At 71.4% G+C, this 19,528-nt stretch carries 20 protein-coding genes; 8 read left to right on the top strand and 12 right to left on the bottom strand.

Annotation, left to right across the window (positions count from 1 at the left end; all coding sequences use genetic code 11):
* Positions 1 to 29: 29 nt before the first annotated feature.
* Positions 30 to 2,051: a TPM domain-containing protein gene (locus ACWPOB_RS04995; protein WP_455400105.1), complete on the top strand. Its 2,022-nt coding sequence runs from the start codon at positions 30 to 32 to the stop codon at positions 2,049 to 2,051.
* A 68-nt stretch (positions 2,052 to 2,119) separates the two neighbouring features.
* Here ACWPOB_RS04995 and ACWPOB_RS04990 read toward each other — a convergent pair whose 3' ends face one another.
* A complete protein-coding gene (locus tag ACWPOB_RS04990; RefSeq protein ID WP_006943913.1) occupies positions 2,120 to 3,511 on the bottom strand; it encodes a glycine--tRNA ligase in 1,392 nt (463 codons plus the stop codon).
* 168 nt (positions 3,512 to 3,679) lie between these two features.
* On the opposite strand from ACWPOB_RS04990, the gene ACWPOB_RS04985 reads away from it, so the two are divergent.
* Both ACWPOB_RS04985 and ACWPOB_RS04980 read left to right on the top strand, forming a co-directional pair.
* On the top strand, positions 3,680 to 4,066 hold the full coding sequence (locus ACWPOB_RS04985) for an ArsR/SmtB family transcription factor (RefSeq protein WP_100058795.1): 387 nt from the start codon (positions 3,680 to 3,682) through the stop codon (positions 4,064 to 4,066).
* Positions 4,067 to 4,074: 8 nt separating this feature from the next.
* Positions 4,075 to 4,503, top strand: a complete 429-nt coding sequence (locus tag ACWPOB_RS04980) for a Fur family transcriptional regulator (protein WP_006943911.1) — start codon at positions 4,075 to 4,077, stop codon at positions 4,501 to 4,503.
* A gap of 10 nt (positions 4,504 to 4,513) precedes the next feature.
* On the opposite strand, the gene ACWPOB_RS04975 is transcribed toward ACWPOB_RS04980, so the two are convergent.
* From ACWPOB_RS04975 to recO, 4 genes are read right to left on the bottom strand one after another with little or no spacing between them, the layout of a single operon-like run.
* Positions 4,514 to 5,029, bottom strand: a complete 516-nt coding sequence (locus ACWPOB_RS04975) for a T3SS (YopN, CesT) and YbjN peptide-binding chaperone 1 (RefSeq protein WP_455400104.1) — start codon at positions 5,027 to 5,029, stop codon at positions 4,514 to 4,516.
* On the bottom strand, positions 5,026 to 5,499 hold the full coding sequence (locus tag ACWPOB_RS04970) for a hypothetical protein (protein ID WP_455400103.1): 474 nt from the start codon (positions 5,497 to 5,499) through the stop codon (positions 5,026 to 5,028). Before ACWPOB_RS04970 ends, ACWPOB_RS04975 begins: the two co-directional genes overlap by 4 nt.
* A complete protein-coding gene (locus ACWPOB_RS04965; protein ID WP_455400102.1) occupies positions 5,496 to 6,302 on the bottom strand; it encodes an isoprenyl transferase in 807 nt (268 codons plus the stop codon). The genes ACWPOB_RS04970 and ACWPOB_RS04965 overlap by 4 nt, the downstream gene beginning before the upstream one ends.
* A complete protein-coding gene (gene recO, locus ACWPOB_RS04960; protein WP_455400101.1) occupies positions 6,259 to 7,074 on the bottom strand; it encodes a DNA repair protein RecO in 816 nt (271 codons plus the stop codon). Before recO ends, ACWPOB_RS04965 begins: the two co-directional genes overlap by 44 nt.
* A gap of 286 nt (positions 7,075 to 7,360) precedes the next feature.
* Here recO and ACWPOB_RS04955 point away from each other — a divergent pair, with 286 nt between their 5' ends.
* Both ACWPOB_RS04955 and ACWPOB_RS04950 read left to right on the top strand, forming a co-directional pair.
* Complete coding sequence (locus ACWPOB_RS04955; RefSeq protein WP_455400100.1) at positions 7,361 to 8,875, top strand: permease; 1,515 nt, start codon at positions 7,361 to 7,363, stop codon at positions 8,873 to 8,875.
* 65 nt (positions 8,876 to 8,940) lie between these two features.
* Positions 8,941 to 9,573: a cysteine hydrolase family protein gene (locus ACWPOB_RS04950; protein WP_455400099.1), complete on the top strand. Its 633-nt coding sequence runs from the start codon at positions 8,941 to 8,943 to the stop codon at positions 9,571 to 9,573.
* A gap of 22 nt (positions 9,574 to 9,595) precedes the next feature.
* On the opposite strand, the gene ACWPOB_RS04945 is transcribed toward ACWPOB_RS04950, so the two are convergent.
* Positions 9,596 to 10,633: an alpha/beta fold hydrolase gene (locus ACWPOB_RS04945; protein WP_455400098.1), complete on the bottom strand. Its 1,038-nt coding sequence runs from the start codon at positions 10,631 to 10,633 to the stop codon at positions 9,596 to 9,598.
* A 196-nt stretch (positions 10,634 to 10,829) separates the two neighbouring features.
* Between ACWPOB_RS04945 and ACWPOB_RS04940 the strand changes: the two genes are divergently transcribed.
* Positions 10,830 to 12,248: an amidase gene (locus tag ACWPOB_RS04940; protein ID WP_455400097.1), complete on the top strand. Its 1,419-nt coding sequence runs from the start codon at positions 10,830 to 10,832 to the stop codon at positions 12,246 to 12,248.
* Positions 12,249 to 12,253: 5 nt separating this feature from the next.
* Positions 12,254 to 12,820 carry a TetR/AcrR family transcriptional regulator gene (locus tag ACWPOB_RS04935; RefSeq protein ID WP_455400096.1) on the top strand — a complete coding sequence of 189 codons (567 nt, stop codon included), beginning with the start codon at positions 12,254 to 12,256 and terminating at the stop codon, positions 12,818 to 12,820.
* 32 nt (positions 12,821 to 12,852) lie between these two features.
* On the opposite strand, the gene ACWPOB_RS04930 is transcribed toward ACWPOB_RS04935, so the two are convergent.
* The 6 genes from ACWPOB_RS04930 to ACWPOB_RS04905 form a co-directional block, all read right to left on the bottom strand.
* Positions 12,853 to 12,981 carry a hypothetical protein gene (locus tag ACWPOB_RS04930; protein ID WP_455400095.1) on the bottom strand — a complete coding sequence of 43 codons (129 nt, stop codon included), beginning with the start codon at positions 12,979 to 12,981 and terminating at the stop codon, positions 12,853 to 12,855.
* 107 nt (positions 12,982 to 13,088) lie between these two features.
* On the bottom strand, positions 13,089 to 14,006 hold the full coding sequence (era, locus tag ACWPOB_RS04925) for a GTPase Era (RefSeq protein WP_006943889.1): 918 nt from the start codon (positions 14,004 to 14,006) through the stop codon (positions 13,089 to 13,091).
* A gap of 70 nt (positions 14,007 to 14,076) precedes the next feature.
* Positions 14,077 to 15,387, bottom strand: coding sequence for a hemolysin family protein (locus ACWPOB_RS04920; protein WP_100058326.1), 1,311 nt, complete (start codon positions 15,385 to 15,387; stop codon positions 14,077 to 14,079).
* A gap of 24 nt (positions 15,388 to 15,411) precedes the next feature.
* Positions 15,412 to 15,954, bottom strand: coding sequence for an rRNA maturation RNase YbeY (gene ybeY, locus ACWPOB_RS04915; RefSeq protein WP_100058327.1), 543 nt, complete (start codon positions 15,952 to 15,954; stop codon positions 15,412 to 15,414).
* A gap of 67 nt (positions 15,955 to 16,021) precedes the next feature.
* Positions 16,022 to 17,089, bottom strand: coding sequence for a PhoH family protein (locus tag ACWPOB_RS04910; RefSeq protein ID WP_100058328.1), 1,068 nt, complete (start codon positions 17,087 to 17,089; stop codon positions 16,022 to 16,024).
* 62 nt (positions 17,090 to 17,151) lie between these two features.
* A complete protein-coding gene (locus ACWPOB_RS04905; protein WP_455400094.1) occupies positions 17,152 to 17,826 on the bottom strand; it encodes a TetR/AcrR family transcriptional regulator in 675 nt (224 codons plus the stop codon).
* A 127-nt stretch (positions 17,827 to 17,953) separates the two neighbouring features.
* Between ACWPOB_RS04905 and ACWPOB_RS04900 the strand changes: the two genes are divergently transcribed.
* Complete coding sequence (locus ACWPOB_RS04900) at positions 17,954 to 19,528, top strand: MFS transporter (RefSeq protein ID WP_455400093.1); 1,575 nt, start codon at positions 17,954 to 17,956, stop codon at positions 19,526 to 19,528.

Genomic DNA, 19,528 nt, shown 5'->3' with positions numbered 1-19,528 from the left:
CGGTGCATGCGAGCCGATAGATTCGACGCATGTCACCGCATTCGGTCGCCGTCCGGCCACTTCCGGCCCGCCCGCTCCGCCGCCCGCTGTCGATGTCGGTGCCGATCCTGCTCGCGGCCCTGGCCTGGCTGTTGCTGCCCGGTTCGGCGACGGCCGAGCCGCCCTTCCGGCTCCCCCAGCCGATCACCGACACCGCCGGTGTACTGGATCCGGCGGGGACGGCGCAGATCCAGCAGGCAGCAGACGCGCTCTACGCCGAGCACGGGGTGCAGTTGTGGGTGGCGTACGTGCCGACGTTCTCCGGACTGTCGTCCGACGACTGGACCGAGCGGACCGCGCAGGCCAGCAACTTCGGGACGGACACGGCCCTGCTCGCCGTGGCCACGCAGGACCGCGAGTACGCGCTGTGGACGCCGAACGCCCTGTCCGGGGTCACCGCGTCCGAACGGGACGCCATCAGCGCGGACCGGATCGTGCCGCAGTTGCGCAGCCAGGACTGGGCCGGGGCCGCGGTGGCGGCGGCCGAGGGTCTCGACGCGGCGTTGTCGGCGTCGGGTTCCGGCTCCGGCACCACGCTGCTCGTCGGGGGCGGAGTGATCGCGGCCGGGGCCGGTGGGGTGTACCTGTACTCCCGGCGCACGAAGCGCAAGCGGGCCGAGGCGGGCGCCCAGGCGGCGGCGGCCACCGACCCGACCGACACCGACGCGCTGCGCGAGCTGCCGCTCGAGGGCCTCGAGCTGTACGCCCAGAAGATCCTGGTCGAGACGGACAACGCCGTTCGCTCGAGCGCCGAGGCGCTCGAGCTGGCGCGCGGAGAATTCGGCGATGCCGCGGTCCAGCCGTTCGACCGCGCCTATCGACAGGCGCAGTCGGCTCTGGCGTCCGCGTTCGAGATCCGGCAGCGGCTCGACGACGCCATCCCCGAGACGCCCCAGCAGCAGCGCGACATGCTCGTGCAGTTGATCTCGTCGTGCGGCCAGGCCGACCGCGAACTCGACGCGCAGGTCGAGGCGTTCGACCGGATGCGCGACCTCCTGCTCGACGCACCCGCCCGCCTCGACGCGCTCACGCAGCGCGCGATCGCGTTGCGCGCGCGACTACCCCAGGCCGAGGCGACGCTGACCGAGCTGCGAACGGAGTTCCCGGCCGGCGCGCTCGCCCCGATCACGGACAACGTGACGCTGGCCCGGGACGAGATCGAGTTCGCCGAGAAGTCCGTCGATCAGGGCCGCACCGCGGTGGCACGTCCCGTCGGCGAGCAGGGCGACGCCGTGCGCGCCATCCGCGAAGCGGAGGGCGCTCTCGGGCACGCTGCCACGATGCTCGACGCAGTCGACCACGCCGCCGACGACATCCGGCGGGCGATCGCGACGTTGCCGGCCGCGATGGCCGACGCCGCACAGGGCATCGCCGACGCCGAACAACTCGCCGCCGCGGGTGGTGCGGAACTCGCCGAGGCCCGCAAGGCCGCGCAGGCGGCACTCGACCACGCCCGGGCGGACATGAACACCGACCCGCTGGGCAGTTTCACCCGGGTCGTGGAGGCGGACGCACGACTCGACGCGCTGCGCGATCGGACCCGTCAGGCGCAGGAGGAGGCGCAGCGCACCCGCCGGCGCCTCGAACAGGATCTCGGGGCGGCTCGATCGCAGGTCACCGCCGCGGCGGACTTCATCGGGACGCGGCGCGGCGTGATCGGCGCCGAGGCCCGCACCCGGCTGTCCGAGGCGCAGCGCCACCTGGACGCCGCGCAGCAGCTCGCCGCGCACGAACCGGGGCAGGCGCTGCAGCACGCTCAGGCGGCCGCGGCCCTCGCGGCAAACGCGCTGCGCGCAGCGCAGAACGACGTGCAGCGCTGGGAGCGTCAGCAGCGTCCGCCCCGCGGCGGCGCCTCCGGCGGCAATATCGCGGGTGCGGTGCTCGGCGGAATCCTGATCAACAGCATCCTGACCGGTGGCCGCGGGGGCGGCTTCGGGGGCGGGGGCTTCGGCGGAGGCGGGGGCTTCGGAGGAGGCGGCGGCTTCGGAGGGTCGAGCGGGGGCCGGTTCTAGTCACGGCCGCGCAGCGTGAGAGGGTCGGTCGCGCGAGGCGGCCGACCCTCTCACGGCAAGCTCTGCGGTCAGGCGCCGATCAGCCGCTGGGCAAGGTAGCCCTCGACCTGGTCGAGGCCGACGCGCTCCTGCGCCATGGTGTCGCGCTCGCGGACGGTGACGGCCTGGTCCTCGAGGGTGTCGAAGTCGACCGTGATGCAGAACGGGGTGCCGATCTCGTCCTGGCGACGGTAGCGGCGGCCGATGGCGCCGGCGTCGTCGAACTCGATGTTCCAGTGCTGGCGCAGCTGCGCGGCGAGGTCCTTCGCCTTGGGGCTCAGGTCCGCGTTGCGCGACAGCGGCAGCACCGCCGCCTTGACCGGGGCGAGCCGGCGGTCGAGGCGCAGCACGGTGCGCTTGTCGACACCCCCCTTGGCGTTGGGCGCCTCGTCCTCGCTGTAGGCGTCGACGAGGAACGCCATGAGCGACCGGGTCAGGCCCGCTGCCGGCTCGATGACGTACGGGGTGTACCGCTCGTTGGTGGTCTGGTCGAAGAAGCTCAGGTCGGCGCCCGAGTGCTGCGCGTGCGTCGACAGGTCGAAGTCGGTGCGGTTGGCGACGCCCTCGAGCTCACCCCACTCGCTGCCCTGGAAGTGGAAGCGGTACTCGATGTCGACGGTGCGCTTCGAGTAGTGCGACAGCTTGTCCTGCGGGTGCTCGTACAGGCGCAGGTTGTCCTTGTTGATGCCGAGCCCGGTGTACCAGTCCATCCGGTAGTCGATCCAGTACTGGTGCCACTGCTCGTCCTCGCCCGGCTTGACGAAGAACTCCATCTCCATCTGCTCGAACTCGCGGGTCCGGAAGATGAAGTTGCCCGGGGTGATCTCGTTGCGGAAGCTCTTGCCGATCTGGCCGATTCCGAACGGCGGCTTCTTGCGCGACGTGGTGAGCACGTTCGCGAAGTTCACGAAGATGCCCTGTGCGGTCTCGGGGCGCAGGTAGTGCAGCCCCTCCTCGCTCTCGATCGGGCCGAGGTAGGTCTTGAGCATCATGTTGAAGTCGCGGGGCTCGGTCCACTGGCCCTTGGTACCGCAGTCCGGGCAGGAGATCTCCGACATGGGAACCGAGTCGGGATCGTCGAGCTTGTTCTTCTCGGCGTACGCCTCCTGCAGGTGGTCCTGGCGGTGGCGCTTGTGACAGCTCAGGCACTCGACGAGCGGATCGTTGAACACCCCGACATGGCCCGACGCCACCCACACCTGACGCGGCAGGATGACCGACGAGTCCAGGCCGACGACGTCCTCGCGGCTGGTGACCATGTTGCGCCACCACTGCTTCTTGATGTTCTCCTTGAGCTCCACGCCGAGCGGCCCGTAGTCCCAGGCCGACCTCGTACCGCCGTAGATCTCACCGCAGGGGTAGACCAGGCCCCGGCGCTTGGCCAGGTTGGCGACGGTATCGATCTTGGATTTCGGTGCCACTCGGATTCACTCCATCTTCGATGCGGGGTTTCGCAGCGTGCGTCGACCCGTAAGCCTATCGCTCCGCTCGGGGCGGTCGAACTGCACGCCGGTTGACATGCACATTCATGCATATCAAAATGGAATCGGTTTGCAATAACGCGGCCGTCAGTCCACGAAGGAGACCCGTTGAGCGTTGCCGACACCGGCCACGGCGGCGACGCCGCGGCCCCGGACCGTCCGCACGACGACTGCCGCCCGGGATCGGCGACGCCGTCCCCCGTACCCGCCCCGTCGCGGGAAACCCTCGCCGCCGCCGGCGAGCTCCTGCGCGCGCTGGCCGCACCGGTGCGCATCGCCATCGTGCTGCAACTGCGCGAATCCGAACGCTGTGTACACGAACTGGTCGGCGCGCTCGGCGTCACCCAGCCGCTGATCAGCCAGCACCTGCGCATCCTCAAGGCCGCGGGCGTGGTCCGCGGCGAACGCGCCGGCCGCGAGGTGCTCTACCGTCTGGTCGACGACCATCTCGCCCACATCGTCGTCGACGCCGTCGCCCACGTCGAGGAAGGTTGACCGCAGTCGTGTCGCCCGCCCACAAACCCGTAGTCGGAGTCCGCTCCACCAAGCAGCGCAGCGCCATCTCCGCGCTGCTCGACGAGATCGAGGAGTTCCGCTCCGCCCAGGACCTGCACGACGAACTGCGCAAGCGCGGCGAGGGCATCGGCCTGACCACCGTCTACCGCACGCTGCAGTCCCTCGCCGAAGCCGGCACCGTCGACGTGCTGCGCACCGACAGCGGCGAGTCCGTCTACCGGCGCTGCTCGTCCGGTCACCACCACCACCTCGTGTGCCGGGCGTGCGGTTACACGGTGGAGGTGGACGGGCCGGCGGTCGAGCGCTGGTCGCACGAGGTGGCCGAGGACAACGGTTTCGTCGACGTGAGCCACACCGTCGAGATCTTCGGCACCTGCCGCGACTGCGCGGACGCCGCGCCGGCGACGTCGCGCTGACCGGCGACGGTCAGCGGCACCCGCAGCCGTCGCAGCCGCACCCGCCCAGCAGGTCGACCACCTCGCCGGCCGCCTCGTCGCCCGGCTCGTCGAACACGCACGCCCGCCCGCCGAGCCGCGCCGCCAGTTCGGGCACATGCGGCACCAGCGCCGCGACCACCGCGACCGCGCGCGCCAGGTGCACCGGCACCAGCGGGCGCGCCGGGACGCGCTGCACCGCCGTCACCCGGTCCTGGTGCAACTCGAGCCTCGCGTCCGGCCATTGCGCCTGCAGGTCGACGAGGACCTCGGCCGCGCGGGTGCGACCGGCGATCCGCTCCACCAGGTACGTCGTCAGCTCCACCACCCCGGCCCGCGAATCGACGACGGCGTAGGTGAGCACATCGTCGACCCAGATCGGCACGTCGCCGTCCGTGTCGGGTTCGATCTCCTCGGCGAGGACCGCCGAGAAGACACGCAGCACGGCCGCACGCAGCGCGTCGTCGTTCCCGGTGGCGATCGGGGAGTCCCAGTCGAGTTCGCTCACTCGGATCCGCCCGTGCCCGTGACGGCCGAGCGCGCGTCGCCGGCGCCGCCGAGCACGAGCAGCAGCATCGTGGTCAGAGGCGAATCCCGAAGGCCGGTGGCGGGAAAGGAGTACCGCAGCACCACGTCCGCCTCGGCATCCCGCTCGACGAGGTGTATCGACCCGAACTGCAGCGCGTCGGCCGCCCCGGCGACCCGCGCGCGCAACGCGTCGTCGAGCGGCAGGTCCCACGCGAGGACGCCGGTCAGCGACACCACGTCGAGACCCTCGGTGAGGGTCACCACCCGCACCGCGCACGGCACGCCCGCATAGTCGAATCCCAGCGCATCGTCGCCGTTCGTCCTGGGCTCGTGCATGGCGACGAACTCCGCCAGCGCGGCCGCGACCCGGTCGCGCAGGCCGAGGCCGCTCGGGTCCACCCCGCCGGGGGCCGGCCTCCGCTCCTCCGGTCCCGTCCCGGCGCCCGTCACTTCACGCCCCCGAAGCGGCGGTCGCGCGAGGCGTACTCCACGCAGGCGGCCCACAGGTCCCGACGGTCGAAGTCGGGGAACATCTTGTCCTGGAAGACCATCTCGGCGTAGGCCGACTGCCAGAGCAGGAAGTTCGAGGTGCGCTGTTCCCCGGACGGCCGCAGGAACAGGTCCACGTCCGGCATGTCGGGCTCGTCGAGGTACCGCGCAACCGTGGCCTCGGTGACGCGTTCCGGGTCGAGCTCACCCGTGGCCACGCGACGCGCGATCTCCCTTGCGGCATCGGCGATCTCGGCGCGACCTCCGTAGTTCACGCACATGGTGAGGGTCATCACGTCGTTGTCGCGGGTCAGTTCCTCGGCGATCTCGAGTTCCTTGATGACGCTGCGCCACAGCTTCGGCCGGCGTCCGGCCCAGCGCACGCGCACCCCCATCTCGTGCATCTCGTCGCGGCGGCGGCGGATCACGTCCCGGTTGAAGCCCATGAGAAAGCGCACCTCGTCCGGGCTGCGCTTCCAGTTCTCGGTGGAGAACGCGTACGCCGAGAGCCACTTGACGCCCATCTCGATGCACCCGCACACGGTGTCCATCAGCACCGCCTCGCCGCGTTCGTGGCCGGCGGTGCGGGGCAGACCGCGTTCCTGGGCCCAGCGGCCGTTGCCGTCCATGACCAGGGCGACGTGCCGCGGGATCAGTTCGGGCTGCAGACCCGGCGGGCGGGCGCCGGACGGGTGCGGGTCGGGTGGCCGGATCTCGCGGTCACGCGATGGTTGCGGGGTGCGGCGTCGAATCACGCTCCCCATCCTGCCCGACCGTCTCCCCGCCCACAGCCACCGCATGGGGACGGCCGCGTTCGATCAGCGGCAGGGTCCGCAACTGCCGCTCCAGATGCCACTGCAGGTGGGCGGCGATCAGGCCGCTGGCCTGCCCGCGGGTCGCCTCGGACACCGTGTCGGTGCCCTGCCAGCGACCGTGGAACAGCGCGTCCATCAGATCGAGCACACCCGTGCCGGGGGTCGCGGCGCCCGGCGGCCGGCACCGCACGCATACCGCTCCCCCGGCCGCGACGTGGAACGCGCGATGCGGGCCGGGCTCGTCGCAGCGAGCGCAGCGGCTGATCGCCGGCGCCCAGCCGGCGTAGGCCATGGCCCGCAGCAGGTACGCGTCGAGAATCAGTTCCGGCGGCCGGACCTGGTCGGACAGGGCACGGAGCGCACCGACGGTGAGGCGGTGCAGCTGCGGGGCAGGGGCGCGCTCCTCGCCGGCGAGCCGTTCGGCGGTCTCGAGCACGGCGCACGCGGTGGTGTAGCGGCCGTAGTCGTCGACGAGGTCGGCGCCGAACGCATCGACGGTCTGGACCTGGGTGATGATGTCGAGGCTGCGGCCCGGATGCAACTGCACGTCGATGTGCGCGAACGGCTCGAGCCGTGCCCCGAACTTCGAGCGGGTGCGCCGCACCCCTTTCGCGACGGCCCGCACGAGCCCGTGGCGACGGGTGAGCAGCGTGACGATGCGGTCGGCCTCGCCCAGCTTGTGCTGGCGCAGCACCACCGCGTGATCCCGGTACAACCTCACCCTCCGAGTCTGTCACGCCGGGCCGACACCGAGGCGGCGGCGCGGATTTTTCGCGTTGTTCACGGGCCCGGCCGACCCGAAACGCGGTCGTCACCCTCCCTGCAACCTGCACAGCAGAACCCCCTGCGGTTCGGTCATTTTCGCCCTTGCCGAACCGGGCCGGACCCAGCACCATCGGACGACATCCGGTGCGGCGACGCCCGTAGCGCGGGGCCCAAGCGGGCCTGCACCCCGCGGCGGCGCCGATCCCCCGGCCCGATGCCTCAGCCCGCTGGAGGAGCCACCCGTGACCACAGCCCATATCGTCTTCCTGCTCGGCCTCGTGTCCCTCCTCGTGGCCATGGCACTGCGCAAGAACGTGATGATCCCGGCAGTGGTGGCGACGTTCGCCACCGCCCTCGCCTACGACGGCAACGTCGCGAACGCCGTGATGGCGGTGTTCCGGGCGACGCTCACCTCGGGCTCGGCGCTGTTCGAGATCTTCGTCGTCATCGCGGCGGTCACCTCGATGCTGGCCGCGATGCGGAGCATCGGTGCCGACGAGATGATGGTGCGGCCGATGAGCCGGTGGATGATCAACGGCCGCGTCGCCTACGTGGTGCTGTTCGTGTTCACCTATCTCCTGTCGCTGTTCTTCTGGCCGACGCCCGCCCTCGCGTTGATCGGGGCCGTGCTGCTGCCCGCCGCGATCAAGGCCGGGCTGCCACCCCTGGGTGCGGCGCTCGCCCTGGCGATCTCGGGTCAGGGGATGTCCATTGCCTCGGACTACGTGATCGGGCTGGCCCCGTCGATCTCCGCGAGCGGCGCCGGGGTGCCCGCCGACGACATCGCCGGTCGCGCGCTGGTGATCTCGCTGATCGTCGGCGTCGTCGCCGCGGTGCTGGCCTGGTTCCTCACCGTGCGCCGCCGGATGACGGGCGGCGCCGGCACGCCGGGGACGGGCGGCGGGGGCGGGCACCCCGGATCCGCGGCCGGCGGCGGCGCACGCAACCCCGTGCCGGCGAGCGCCACGCCGGCGGAGCCCACGCCCGAGCGTGCGGTCGACGTTCTCGAGGACGAACGTCCCGGACACGACGAGGGCACCCGCATCACCGGCCGCCCGCGCCTGGCCCGCCGGTGGGCAGTCGGTGTGCCGGCCGCGTTCGCCGCGGTGCTCGTCTACATGCTGCTCGGCCGGTTCACCGACCTCGTGCCGTGGTCGGACGGCGCCGGCGCGTCCCTGGTGGGCGGGACGGCGATGATCCTGATGGCACTGGTGACGGTCACCGCCCGCAGGCAGGAGGCGCTCGAGTTCTGCGCGACGCACTTCGTCGACGGCCTGTCCTACGCCTTCAAGGCGATGGGCATCATCCTTCCCGTCGCGGGATTCGTGTACATGGGCATCCCCGACTACTCCGGTGCGATCCTGGGTCTCGAGGACGGCACCGGCCCGGCCTTCCTGTTCGACGCCGTCGAGGGCGTGCAGGGCTTCATCCCGGACAACGGACTCTTCGTCGCCCTGAGCATGCTCGTGATCGGAATGGCGATGGGCCTGGACGGGTCCGGCTGGGCGGGCCTGCCGCTCACCGGCGGCCTGGCCGCTGCCCTCGCCCCGCAGTCGGGCATCGACACCGCGACGCTCGCCGCCATCGCCCAGAACGGCGCCACCTGGACCGGCGGGGGCACCCTGGTCATCTGGTCGTCCCTCGTCGTGGTGGCCGGCTTCTGCAAGGTCTCCGTCACCGACATGGTCCGCCACCTCGCCGTTCCCGTCGTGACCGGCCTCGTCGTCGCAACCTTGGCCGCCGTGGTCATCTGGTGACCCCGGCCGACGTGAGCACACCCGCCCCCGACTTTTCTTCCACCCCCTACCCCGAGGACCCGACGATGGATTCGATTCCCTTCCGTTACGACCCACAGCGCTGCGCGCTTGTCGTGATCGACATGCAGAACGACTTCTGCTCCCCGGACGGCGCCTTGGCGCGCTGCGGTTTCGACGTGACGGCCGCGGTCGCCATGGCACCGCGCCTCGCCGGCCTCATCGCAACGGCGCGGGCCGCCGGCGTGCACATCGTGTTCGTCCGCACCCTTCACGACGAGACCACGGACACGCCACAGTGGCTCGGACGGGTCGGCGACGGACCCGACGCGGCCCGCACCGGGCTCACCTGCCGGCCGGGCACCGCGGGCGCCGAATTCTACTGCGTCGCACCGCAAGACGATGATTCCGTGGTCGTCAAGCACCGGTTCAGCGCGTTCGTCGGCACCGACCTCGACGACGTCCTGCGCTCACGGAACATCGAATCGCTGCTGTTCACCGGGGTGGCCACCGAGGTGTGCGTCGAGTCGAGCCTGCGCAGCGCCCTGTTCCACGAGTACTGGGTGTCCCTGGTGGAGGACTGCGCCGCCACCTACAGCCCTGCCGCCCACGATGCGTCGGTGGCCGTAGTGGCCCAGAACTTCGGCACCGTGGTGTCCTCCGAAAAGCTCCGGGCACTGTGGAGCGCGGCCCTCGTCTAGCGGCGACGGGCGCCGGGATCGCTCAGGTGGCGCTGCGCTCGTCCGCGCCCATCGCGCCGAGCACGGCCCGGCGGGTGGCCGGACCGCCGGTGATCCGGTTCTCGCTCACGCCGTTGATCAGCAGCCGGCCCCAGCGCTGCTCGTCGAACTCGGCGGGCGCGGTCGAGTCGAGGAACTCCTCGACCACCCGCACGAACCGGATGGGGTCGTCCCGGAACGGGAAATGACCGGCGGCGCGGAAGACGTCGAGCCGGGAATGGGGCATCGCCGAATGCGCCAGGTGCGCGTGATCGACGGGTATCACGCTGTCGTGCTCACCCCAGATCAGCTGCACGGGCAGGTCCTCGGTCAGGTAACAGCGGTCGAGCATCGTCACCACCTGGCCGCGCCAGTCCACGACGGCCCGCAGCGTGCGCAGGAACGCCTCGCACGCAGTGGGATCGGGCAATCCGCTCAGGACCCGGATCAGATCCGAGGTGTCGTGCAGCAGGACCCCGGGACGCAAGGGGGTGTCGTGCCACCGGCCCAGCAGACCACCGGCAATACGCATCGCGGGCATGGCGCCCGGTAGCCGCAGCAGCTTGAGCGCCTCGCTGAGTCCCGGCAGGGACAGCAGCCGCAGCGCCGGGTGGACGTCCTTGGTGACACCACCCGCGGCCACCAGGACGAGCCGGTCGACCAGCTGCGGGAACTGGTACGCGAACTGCATCGCGACGCCGCCGCCGAGGGAGTGCCCGACCACCGTGACGCGCTCGATACCCAGGACCGACAGCAGGTCGCGCACCCCGTTGGCGTACCCGGCGACCGAGTAGTCGCTGCGGGGCTTGTCGGAGCGGCCGTGGCCGAGCAGGTCCGGTGCGATGACCGTGTACTTGCGGGCCAGGTGCGGGATGACCTCCCGCCAGGTCGAGGAGTTGTCGCCGATCCCGTGGATCAGCAGCAGCGCAGGGCCCTCGCCGGCAATCCGGAACGCGCGACGGTACCCGTGGATGGTGCGGAAGACCATCCGCGTCTCCGTGTCCGGTACGCGCCGGAGGTTGCGTGTGCGCGATGAACCCATGTGTATCTCCTGACAGCCGGTCCCTACGACACCCCGGGGAGGCTCCCGCGATATCCCCGGGGGCATACCCAACCGATCGTCGCGCGTCCCACGAATGTGACGAGCACCACATTTCTGCGCATCCCGCCCTCGACGAGGCGAACTGGAACGCGTTATTGTTCGTTCGAACGAACACCACGAAGGGGGACGCAGCCGTATGACCGCACCACAGTCAGACACCCGAGCGCCCGGTCTCGCCGCCGAGGCCGCCGCCCTCGCCGCCGGCGCCACCACGTCCGTCGCCGCGACGCGCGCGGCCCTGGACCGCATCGAGGCCGGCAATCGCGCGCTCAATGCCTTCCGTGGCGTCCGCCGGAAGCAGGCGCTCGCCGAGGCCGAGGAGGCCGACCGGCGTCTCGCCGCCGGCGTTCGCCTCCCCCTGCTCGGTGTGCCGGTCGCGGTGAAGGACGACACCGACATCGCGCACGAGATCACCGCGTTCGGATGCGCCGGCGAGTTCGCCGTCCGCGAGGAGGACGCGGAGGTGGTGCGGCGGCTGCGGGCCGCCGGCGCCGTGATCGTCGGCAAGACGAACACCCCCGAACTGGGCCAGTGGCCGTTCACCGGCGGCAGCGCCTTCGGTCACACCCGCAACCCCTGGCACCGGGACCACACCCCCGGCGGTTCGTCGGGGGGCAGCGCCGCCGCGGTCTCGGCGGGCCTGGTGTCCGCGGCGCTCGGCTCCGACGGCGCCGGATCGGTCCGCATCCCGGCCGCCTGGACCAACCTCGTGGGAATCAAGCCGCAGCGCGGCCGCATCTCGATGTGGCCCGACCCCGAGGCCTTCCACGGCCTGACCACCCACGGCACCCTGGCGCGCACCGTCGCCGACGCCGCACTGCTGCTCGACGCCGTCGCGGGCAACCACGTCGGCGACCTGCACGAAGCCGAAGCCGTCACGGTGTCCGACGCCGTGGGTCGCGATCCGGGCCGGCTGCGCATCGCGCTCTCGCTCGCCCTCCCCTACACCGCCACCCGCACCCGACTGCACGCCGAGATCCGCGCCCGCGTCGAAGCCCTCGCCGGCACGCTGCGCGCCCTCGGCCACGACGTGACCGTCGCCGACCCGGCCTACGGAAAGCTGCTGGGCCTGAACTTCCTGCCCCGGTCGATGGCCGGCATCGACGACTGGGTGCGGCGGCTGCCCGACCCGGCCCTCGCCGACCCGCGCACCCGCGCGAACGCCCGCACCGGCCGGTTGCTGCGCGGCCGGCCGCTGCGCGCCGCTCGTGCCGCCGAACCGCGCATCCGCCGGCGCATCGGCGCGATCTTCGACCGCTTCGACGTGATCCTCGCCCCCACCACCGCCACCCCACCGCCGGTGGTGGAGGCGATGGACGGCCTCGGGGGCTGGGCCACCGACAAGGTGATCACCGCCGCCTGTCCCTACACCTGGCCGTGGAACGTCCTGGGCTGGCCGAGTGTGAACATCCCGGCGGGCTTCACCGGATCGGGTCTGCCGGTCGGCGCCCAGCTCATGGGACACGAGAACGCGGAGCCCCTGCTGATCTCCCTCGCCGCCCAGCTCGAGTCGGAACTGCGCTGGGATCGTCACACGCCGCAGCGGTGGTGGTGACCGCGATGGGCACGGACGTCCGCGGCGCGATCGTGGCCGCGACCCTGCATCTGATCGGCACGGACGGCATCGCCGCGATCACCAACCGCCGCATCGCCGCCCGGGCGGGAGTCTCCCTCGGCTCGATCACCTACCACTTCCCCACCCAGTCCGACCTGCTGCGGTCGGCGCTGACGACGTTCGTCGCCGACGAGACCACGCGGTTGCGCGATCTGGCGGAGGGCTACCGCGGTCGCGGACTGAGCCTGGCCGACGCCGCGGCACTCACCGGACAGGTCGCCGAGGACCTGTCGTTCTCGGCGGAGCGGATCGCGCCGTTCGAGCTCTACGTCCAGGCCGGCCGGGATCCGCAGTTGCGGGAGGCGGCGGCCCGATGCTGGGCGGCCTACGACGCGCTGACCGTGACCATCCTCACCGAACTCGGTGTCCCCCGACCGGAGTCGGTCGCCCCGACCCTGGTCGCGACCATCACCGGACTCCAGCTGCGCCGCCTGGCCACCGGCGCCGCGCCCGACCTCTCGGCCGCGGTGCTGCCGCTGGTGCGCAGCACGGTGCCCGCCTCGGCGGACTGACCGCAGGCCGCACCCGGGGCCGCCGACACGGGTCAGGCCAGGGTCGCCACCACGAAGACCGCATACGCGACGAGCGCACTCCACGCGACGGCGTCGACGGCCCGGCGCGGGGCGCGCGTCGCGAACAGGGCCGACGCCGCGCCTCCGGGGTCACCGGCCACGACCGCCGCCTCCCGGGCGGACCCGACCGGTCGGCGCGAGCGATGCGGGAGAGGGCACTGCGCATCCCTTCCTGTCGGGGCCCGTCCGACGACACCGCACGCGACGGTCAGAAGCCGAGGCGGCCGAGTTGTTTCGGATCGCGCTGCCAGTCCTTGGCGACCTTCACGTGCAGATCAAGGTAGATCTTCACACCGAGCAGCTTCTCGATCTGGGAGCGGGCAGCGGTGCCCACCTCACGCAGGCGGGCGCCGCCCTTGCCGATCACGATGCCCTTCTGGCTCGGCCGCTCCACGTACAGCAGCGCATGCACGTCGAGCAGCTCGCCCTGCTTCTCGGTGCGACCCTCCCGCTCGGTGATCTCCTCGATCACCACCGCGAGCGAGTGGGGCAGCTCGTCGCCGAGTCCCTCGAGCGCGGCCTCCCGGATCAGCTCGGCCATGAGCGTCTCCTCGGGCTCGTCGGTCAGTTCGCCGTCGGGGTAGAACGCCGGCCCGGGTTCCATGTGCGAGGCGAGGACATCGATGAGGACCTCGAGCTGTTCGCCCGAGGTGGCGGACACGGGCACCACGTCCACGTCGGGTCCGAGCAGCTCGGAGACGGCGAGCAGCTGCGGCGCGATTCGCTCCTTGCTCACCTTGTCGATCTTCGTGACGATGCCGATCAGCTTCGTGCGCGGGGCGACCTGCCGCACCTGTTCGACGATCCAGCGGTCGCCGGGGCCGATCTTCTCGTCGGCCGGGATGCACACGCAGACCGCGTCGACCTCCGAATAGGTATCGCGCACCAGGTCGTTGAGCCGCTGCCCGAGCAGCGTCCGCGGCCGATGCAGGCCGGGGGTGTCCACGAGGATGATCTGTGCGTGTTCACGGTGCACGATGCCTCGGATGGTGTGCCGGGTGGTCTGCGGACGCGACGAGGTGATCGCAATCTTGCTGCCCACGAGCGCATTCGTCAGCGTCGACTTCCCGGTGTTGGGCCGTCCGACGAAACACACGAAGCCGGAACGGAAGTCGGGGTCGGTCATACGAGCTCCTCGTCTGCGGTGCCGGCAGTGCGGATCGGCACGGTGGGTGTCGTGGCGTCGACGGCCGAGGTCACCCGTCGACCGATTCCTCGGCGGCGGTCTCGGCCGTCTCCGTCGCGGGGACCCGTTGCACGTACACGGTGTTGATGCGGACCCGGCCCCGGGCGTCGCGGCCGCCCTCGCCGCGCAGCCGCAGACCGTGGGTCTCCACTTCGGAACCCGGCAACGGTACCCGGCCGAGCACGAATCCGAGCAAACCGCCGACTGTGTCGACCTCGATGTCGTCGAGCGCGACGTCGAACAGGTCACCGAGGTCCTCGACGGGCAACCGCGCGGAGATCCGGAAGGTGTCGTCGCCGAGATCCTCGACGGGCGCGATCTCTCCGGTGTCGTACTCGTCGGCGATCTCGCCGACGATCTCCTCGATGATGTCCTCGATGGTGACCAGCCCGGCGATGCCGCCGTACTCGTCGACGAGCAGCGCCATGTGGTTGCGGTCGCGCTGCATGTCGGCCAGCAGATCGTCGAGGCGCTTGGAATCCGGCACGAACACCGCCGGGCGCATCACCTCGGCGACGGTCACGCTCCGGCCGCCGTCGCGCGAATAGTAGGTCTGCTGCACCAGGTCCTTGAGGTACACGACGCCGCGGATGTCGTCGACGTTCTCGCCGATCACGGGGATGCGGGAGTGCCCGCTGCGCACGGCGAGCGACGTCGCCTGGCCGGCGGTCTTGTCCGCCTCGATCCACACCATCTCGGGGCGCGGCACCATCACCTCGCGCGCAGTGGTGTCACCGAAGTCGAACACCGACTGGATCATTCGCCGTTCCTCGGCGGCGACGACGCCGCGCTCCTGCGCCATGTCCACCAGCTCGCGCAGTTCGATCTCGTTGGCGAACGGCCCGTTCCGGAATCCCCGGCCGGGGGTGATCGCGTTGCCGATCAGGATCAGCAGCCGGCTCAGCGGGCCGAGCAGGACACCGATCACGCGCAGCGGCACCGTCCCGGCCAGGGCGATGGGGTACGCGTGCTGGCGACCGAGGGTACGGGGGCCCACGCCGATCACCATGTAGTCCACGAGCACCATGATCACGGCGCTGGCGACCAGCGCCCCGGTGTGGCCCATCCAGTCGAGCAGCGCCGCCACCAGCACCACCGTCGCGGTGATCTCGCACAGGATGCGCAGCAGCACCATGAGATTGACGTACCGCGGCCGGTCCTCGAGGATCACCAGCAGCTTCTGCGCGCTGGGCCGCTCGCCCTTGGCGAGTTCCTCCACGCGGGCCGGGGAGACGGTGTTCAACGCCGAGTCGACCGCCGCGAACAGCCCGCCGAGCGCCACCAGCACGACGGCGACGACGACGAGCGCGGGGGCGCTCACGCCAGTGCTCCGATCACGAGGCCGCTACCGCTCGGTCGGGTCGAAGAAGCCGGCCTTGCCGAGGAGCTGCTGATCGCGGGCCGCGAGCCTGGCCTCGTGCTCGGCGCGCCGGAGTTCCTCGTACCACTCCTCGAGGAGCTGGTTCTGCAGACCGAACATCTCCTTCTCCTCGTCGGGCTCGGCGTGGTCGTATCCGAGCAGGTGCAGCATCCCGTGGACCGTGAGCACGGCGAGTTCGTGCCCGAGCGAATGGCCGGCCTTCTCGGCCTGTTCCGCGGCGAAGGACGGGCACAGCACGATGTCGCCGAGCATCGAGGGGCCGGGCTCCGGGGCGTCGGGGCGGCCGCCGGGTTCGAGTTCGTCCATGGGGAAGGACATCACGTCGGTCGGGCCGGGCAGGTCCATCCAGCGCATGTGCAGATCGGCCATGGTGTCGGAGTCGACGAGCACCATCGACAGTTCTGCGGCCGGATGCACGTCCATCCGGGCGATGACGAACCGCGCGATGTCGATCAGGTCCTCCTCGGCGACGTCCATCCCCGATTCGTTCGAGATCTCGATGCTCATCTGTGGCGTTCCTTCTGGGCGGATGCGGACACGGCGGGGGCGAGACGGGCGGGGCCCTCGGTCACGGTCACCGGCGTGGCACCCGGCTCTGGGCTGCTGCCCGCCGCTGGGCCCGGTTGCCCATGGCGACGCCGGCCGGCCGATCGGCCTCGAAACGCTCGTAGGCGTCGACGATGTCGGAGACGAGCCGGTGTCGCACCACGTCGCTGCTGTCGAGGACGGCGAAATGGATGCCGTCGATGCCCTCGAGGATCTCGGCGGCGGCGGCCAGCCCGGAGCGGGCACCGCCGGGCAGGTCCACCTGCGTGGTGTCGCCGGTGACGACGATCTTGGAACCGAAGCCGAGACGCGTCAGGAACATCTTCATCTGCTCGGCGGTGGTGTTCTGCGCCTCGTCGAGGATGATGAACGCGTCGTTGAGGGTGCGGCCGCGCATGTACGCCAGCGGCGCGACCTCGATGACCCCGGCCTGCATCAGCTTCGGGATGGCTTCCGGGTCCATCATGTCGTGCAGCGCGTCGTGCAGCGGGCGCAGGTACGGGTCGATCTTCTCGTGCAGGGTGCCCGGCAGGAAGCCGAGCCGCTCCCCGGCCTCGACGGCGGGCCGGGTGAGGATGATGCGGGTGACCTGCTTCGACTGCAGCGCCTGCACGGCCTTGGCCATGGCGAGGTACGTCTTGCCGGTGCCCGCCGGCCCGATGCCGAACACGATCGTGTTGGTGTCGATGGCGTCGACGTAGCGCTTCTGGTTGAGGGTCTTGGGCCGGATGGTCTTGCCGCGCCGGGACAGGATGTCGAGGCTGAGGACGTCGGCCGGCGAGTCGGACAGGCCCTGCGTGAGCATGCCCACGGTGCGGCGCACCGCGTCCGGGGTCACCGCCTGCCCGCGTCCGACGAGGGTGACGAGCTGCCCGAGCACCCGTTCCGCGAGCGCGACGTCCGCCGGCGCGCCGGTGAGGGTGACGGAGTTGCCGCGTACGTGGATGTCCGCACCGAGGGCCCGTTCGAGGGCGATGAGATTCTCGTCGGCCGAGCCGAGCAGCGGCGCCGCAGCTTCGGGCGGCAGGTCCAGGTTGGAACGGACGGTGGTCCGTTCGGTGTTCCCGGTGTCTCGGGTGTCGTCTGGTTCACTCACGTGGACGGTACGGCCTGCTTTCGGTTCGTCTCGCGCACGACGGGCGTCGTGACGATGCCAGTCTAGCGCCGGGCGTCCCCGCGCCCCACCGCATTGCCGCCCGGGCCGTGCGCCGCGCGCTGATCCCGCTGCGCTTGCTGGGCCCGCTGGACGACGTCGACGGCCCGCTCCGGCGGGACCCCCATGAGGACGAGGGCGGCCAGGGCGACGGTCTCCCCCGCGTCGTGCACCACCCCGAGATTGGCCTGCTCGAGGGTGGCCATGGTGAGCCCCTCGAGCATCCCGACGAGGACGACGGCCGGAAGGTAGGCGGAGAACACCCCCGACCGGCAGCCCCGCTCCACGATCGCGAGGGTGCGGGCGCGCAGCGGGGCGATGAGTTCGCCGATGCGCTCGTCGCCGACCTCCTTGCGCGCGAAGGACAGCAGCACGCGGAAGCGGTCACCGACGGGCCAGGTCATCAGGGCCGCGGCGGCGAGCGCCAGGTCGGGCTCCTCGGGGTCCGGCCGGTCGACCGCGGCGGCGAGCGCGGCAGCCGCCTCCTCGGCGATGCCGTCGACGAGCGCCTCGCGGTTCGGGAAGTGGGCATAGACGGTGCGGCGCACCACCCCGGCGGCCTGCGCGACGTCGTCCATGCTGGCGTCCGGGTCGGCGGCGAAACACCCCATCGCCGCCTCAAGGATCCGGGCTCGGTTCCCGCTCGTCCGCCGCCGCGGCCCCCGGACCGGTTCCGCCACGCTGACACCTTCTTCCGCCGCTGGGTGTGACGTCCGTCAACTTTACTTGCACACGGGTGTGCAAATTTCTAACTTGCACAGTGTTGTGCAAATTGCTGCCGATGTCCGCACCCCGTGAGGAGCGCCGATGACCTCGATCCTGACCCGCTCGACCGCAGATCCCACCCGCCCGTATCCCCGCCGGTGGGCCGGCCTCGCCGTGCTCTGCCTGAGCCTGCTGATCGTCGTGATGGCGAACACCGCGCTGATCGTCGCGGCGCCGAGCATGCTGCGCGAACTGCGGCTCACCAGCACCGACATGCAGTGGGTGATCGACGGCTACACCGTCCCCTACGCCGCGCTGATGCTGCTCGCCGGCGTCCTCGGCGACCGCTACGGCCGGCGGCGCGCCCTGCTCGTCGGCCTGGCCGTCTTCGCCGCGGGGGCCGTGTTCGGCAGCCTCGCCGGCACCGCGACCGAGGTGATCGTCGCCCGCATCACCATGGGTGTCGGCGCCGCGGTGATCATGCCCGCGACCCTGTCCCTGCTCGTCGCCATGTTCCCGGCCTCGGAACGGCCCCGCGCCATCGCCGCCTGGGCCGCGACCTCCGGACTGGCCATCGCGCTCGGCCCGTTGCTCGCGGGGTGGCTGCTCGAACAGCACGCGTGGGGTTCGACCTTCCTCATCAACGTGCCGATCGCGGCGTTCGCCGCGGTCGCGGCGCTCGCGCTGGTGCCGCCGTCCCGGGCCGAGCACCTCACCCGCATCGACTGGGTCGGCGGCGCCCTGTCCGTGGCGGCCGTCGGCTCCCTGGTTTTCGGCATCATCGAGGGCTTCCACTTCGGTTGGAACGCAACGTCACTCGGCTCCCTGGCGGTCGCGGCCCTCGCCGGTGCCGCGTTCGTCGCCTGGGAACTGCGCCACCCGCAGCCGCTGCTGGACCTCGGGCGGGTCACCGACCGTTCCGTCGGCGGCGCGTGCCTGTCCGTGCTGCTGCTCTTCCTCGCGTCGTTCGGGGCGATCTACTTCGTGGCGCAGCACTTCCAGTTCGTGTTCGGCTACAGCCCCCTCGACACCGGTCTGCGCTTGCTTCCCCTGGCCGGCGCCGTGTCGATCGGATCGGCCGTGAGCGGGCGGCTGGCCCCACGCCTCGGCGCCCGCGTCCCGATCGGTGCCGGAATGGCCGTTGCCGCGGCCGGCGTCCTCGCTCTCACCCTCGTCGACGACGGTTCCGGATACGGGCTGTTCCTCGTCTCGCTCGTGCTTCTCGGCCTCGGCATCGGGCTGGCCGCACCCCCGGCCACGGACCTCGTGATGAGCGGATTCCCCGAGTCCGACCTCGGCGCCGCGGGGGGCCTGAACGACACCGCGGTCGAGCTCGGCGGATCCCTCGGCATCGCCGTGCTGGGCTCGGTGCTGGCCACCACCTACCAGCGCGAGATCTCCGGGTTCCTCACGGGACTGCCGCTCGCGACTCTCGACGGGCCGATGGCCGCACAGGCCGACACGGCCGTCGCTGCGGCGGGCGATTCCGTGGGCGGTGCGGCAATCGTCGCCGAGGAGCTGGCGAAGAACCCGTTCGCCTCCTCCTACGCCCAGCCGCTTCTCGACGCATCGGCCTCCGCGTTCTCGCAGGCGATCACGTCGGCGAGTCTCGTCGGCGGCCTTGCCCTGGCCGTCGGCGCCGTCGTCGTCGTCGTCGTCCTGCCCCGCCGCGGCTGA

It is taken from the genome of Rhodococcus sp. 2H158 (assembly GCF_053764755.1).
Note: the sequence above shows the minus strand (reverse complement) of the source record. Positions and strands in the feature narration are given on the sequence as shown.

Bases quoted from the DNA above. Each gene is read 5' to 3' on its own strand.
- ACWPOB_RS04995 (WP_455400105.1), top strand. From the start codon at position 30: ATGTCACCGCATTCGGTCGCCGTCCGGCCACTTCCGGCCCGCCCGCTC.
- ACWPOB_RS04965 (WP_455400102.1), bottom strand. From the start codon at position 6,302: ATGGGGAGCGTGATTCGACGCCGCACCCCGCAACCATCGCGTGACCGC.
- ACWPOB_RS04950 (WP_455400099.1), top strand. From the start codon at position 8,941: ATGGATTCGATTCCCTTCCGTTACGACCCACAGCGCTGCGCGCTTGTC.
- ACWPOB_RS04945 (WP_455400098.1), bottom strand. From the start codon at position 10,633: ATGGGTTCATCGCGCACACGCAACCTCCGGCGCGTACCGGACACGGAG.
- ACWPOB_RS04940 (WP_455400097.1), top strand. From the start codon at position 10,830: ATGACCGCACCACAGTCAGACACCCGAGCGCCCGGTCTCGCCGCCGAG.
- ACWPOB_RS04935 (WP_455400096.1), top strand. From the start codon at position 12,254: ATGGGCACGGACGTCCGCGGCGCGATCGTGGCCGCGACCCTGCATCTG.
- era (WP_006943889.1), bottom strand. From the start codon at position 14,006: ATGACCGACCCCGACTTCCGTTCCGGCTTCGTGTGTTTCGTCGGACGG.
- ybeY (WP_100058327.1), bottom strand. From the start codon at position 15,954: ATGAGCATCGAGATCTCGAACGAATCGGGGATGGACGTCGCCGAGGAG.
- ACWPOB_RS04900 (WP_455400093.1), top strand. From the start codon at position 17,954: ATGACCTCGATCCTGACCCGCTCGACCGCAGATCCCACCCGCCCGTAT.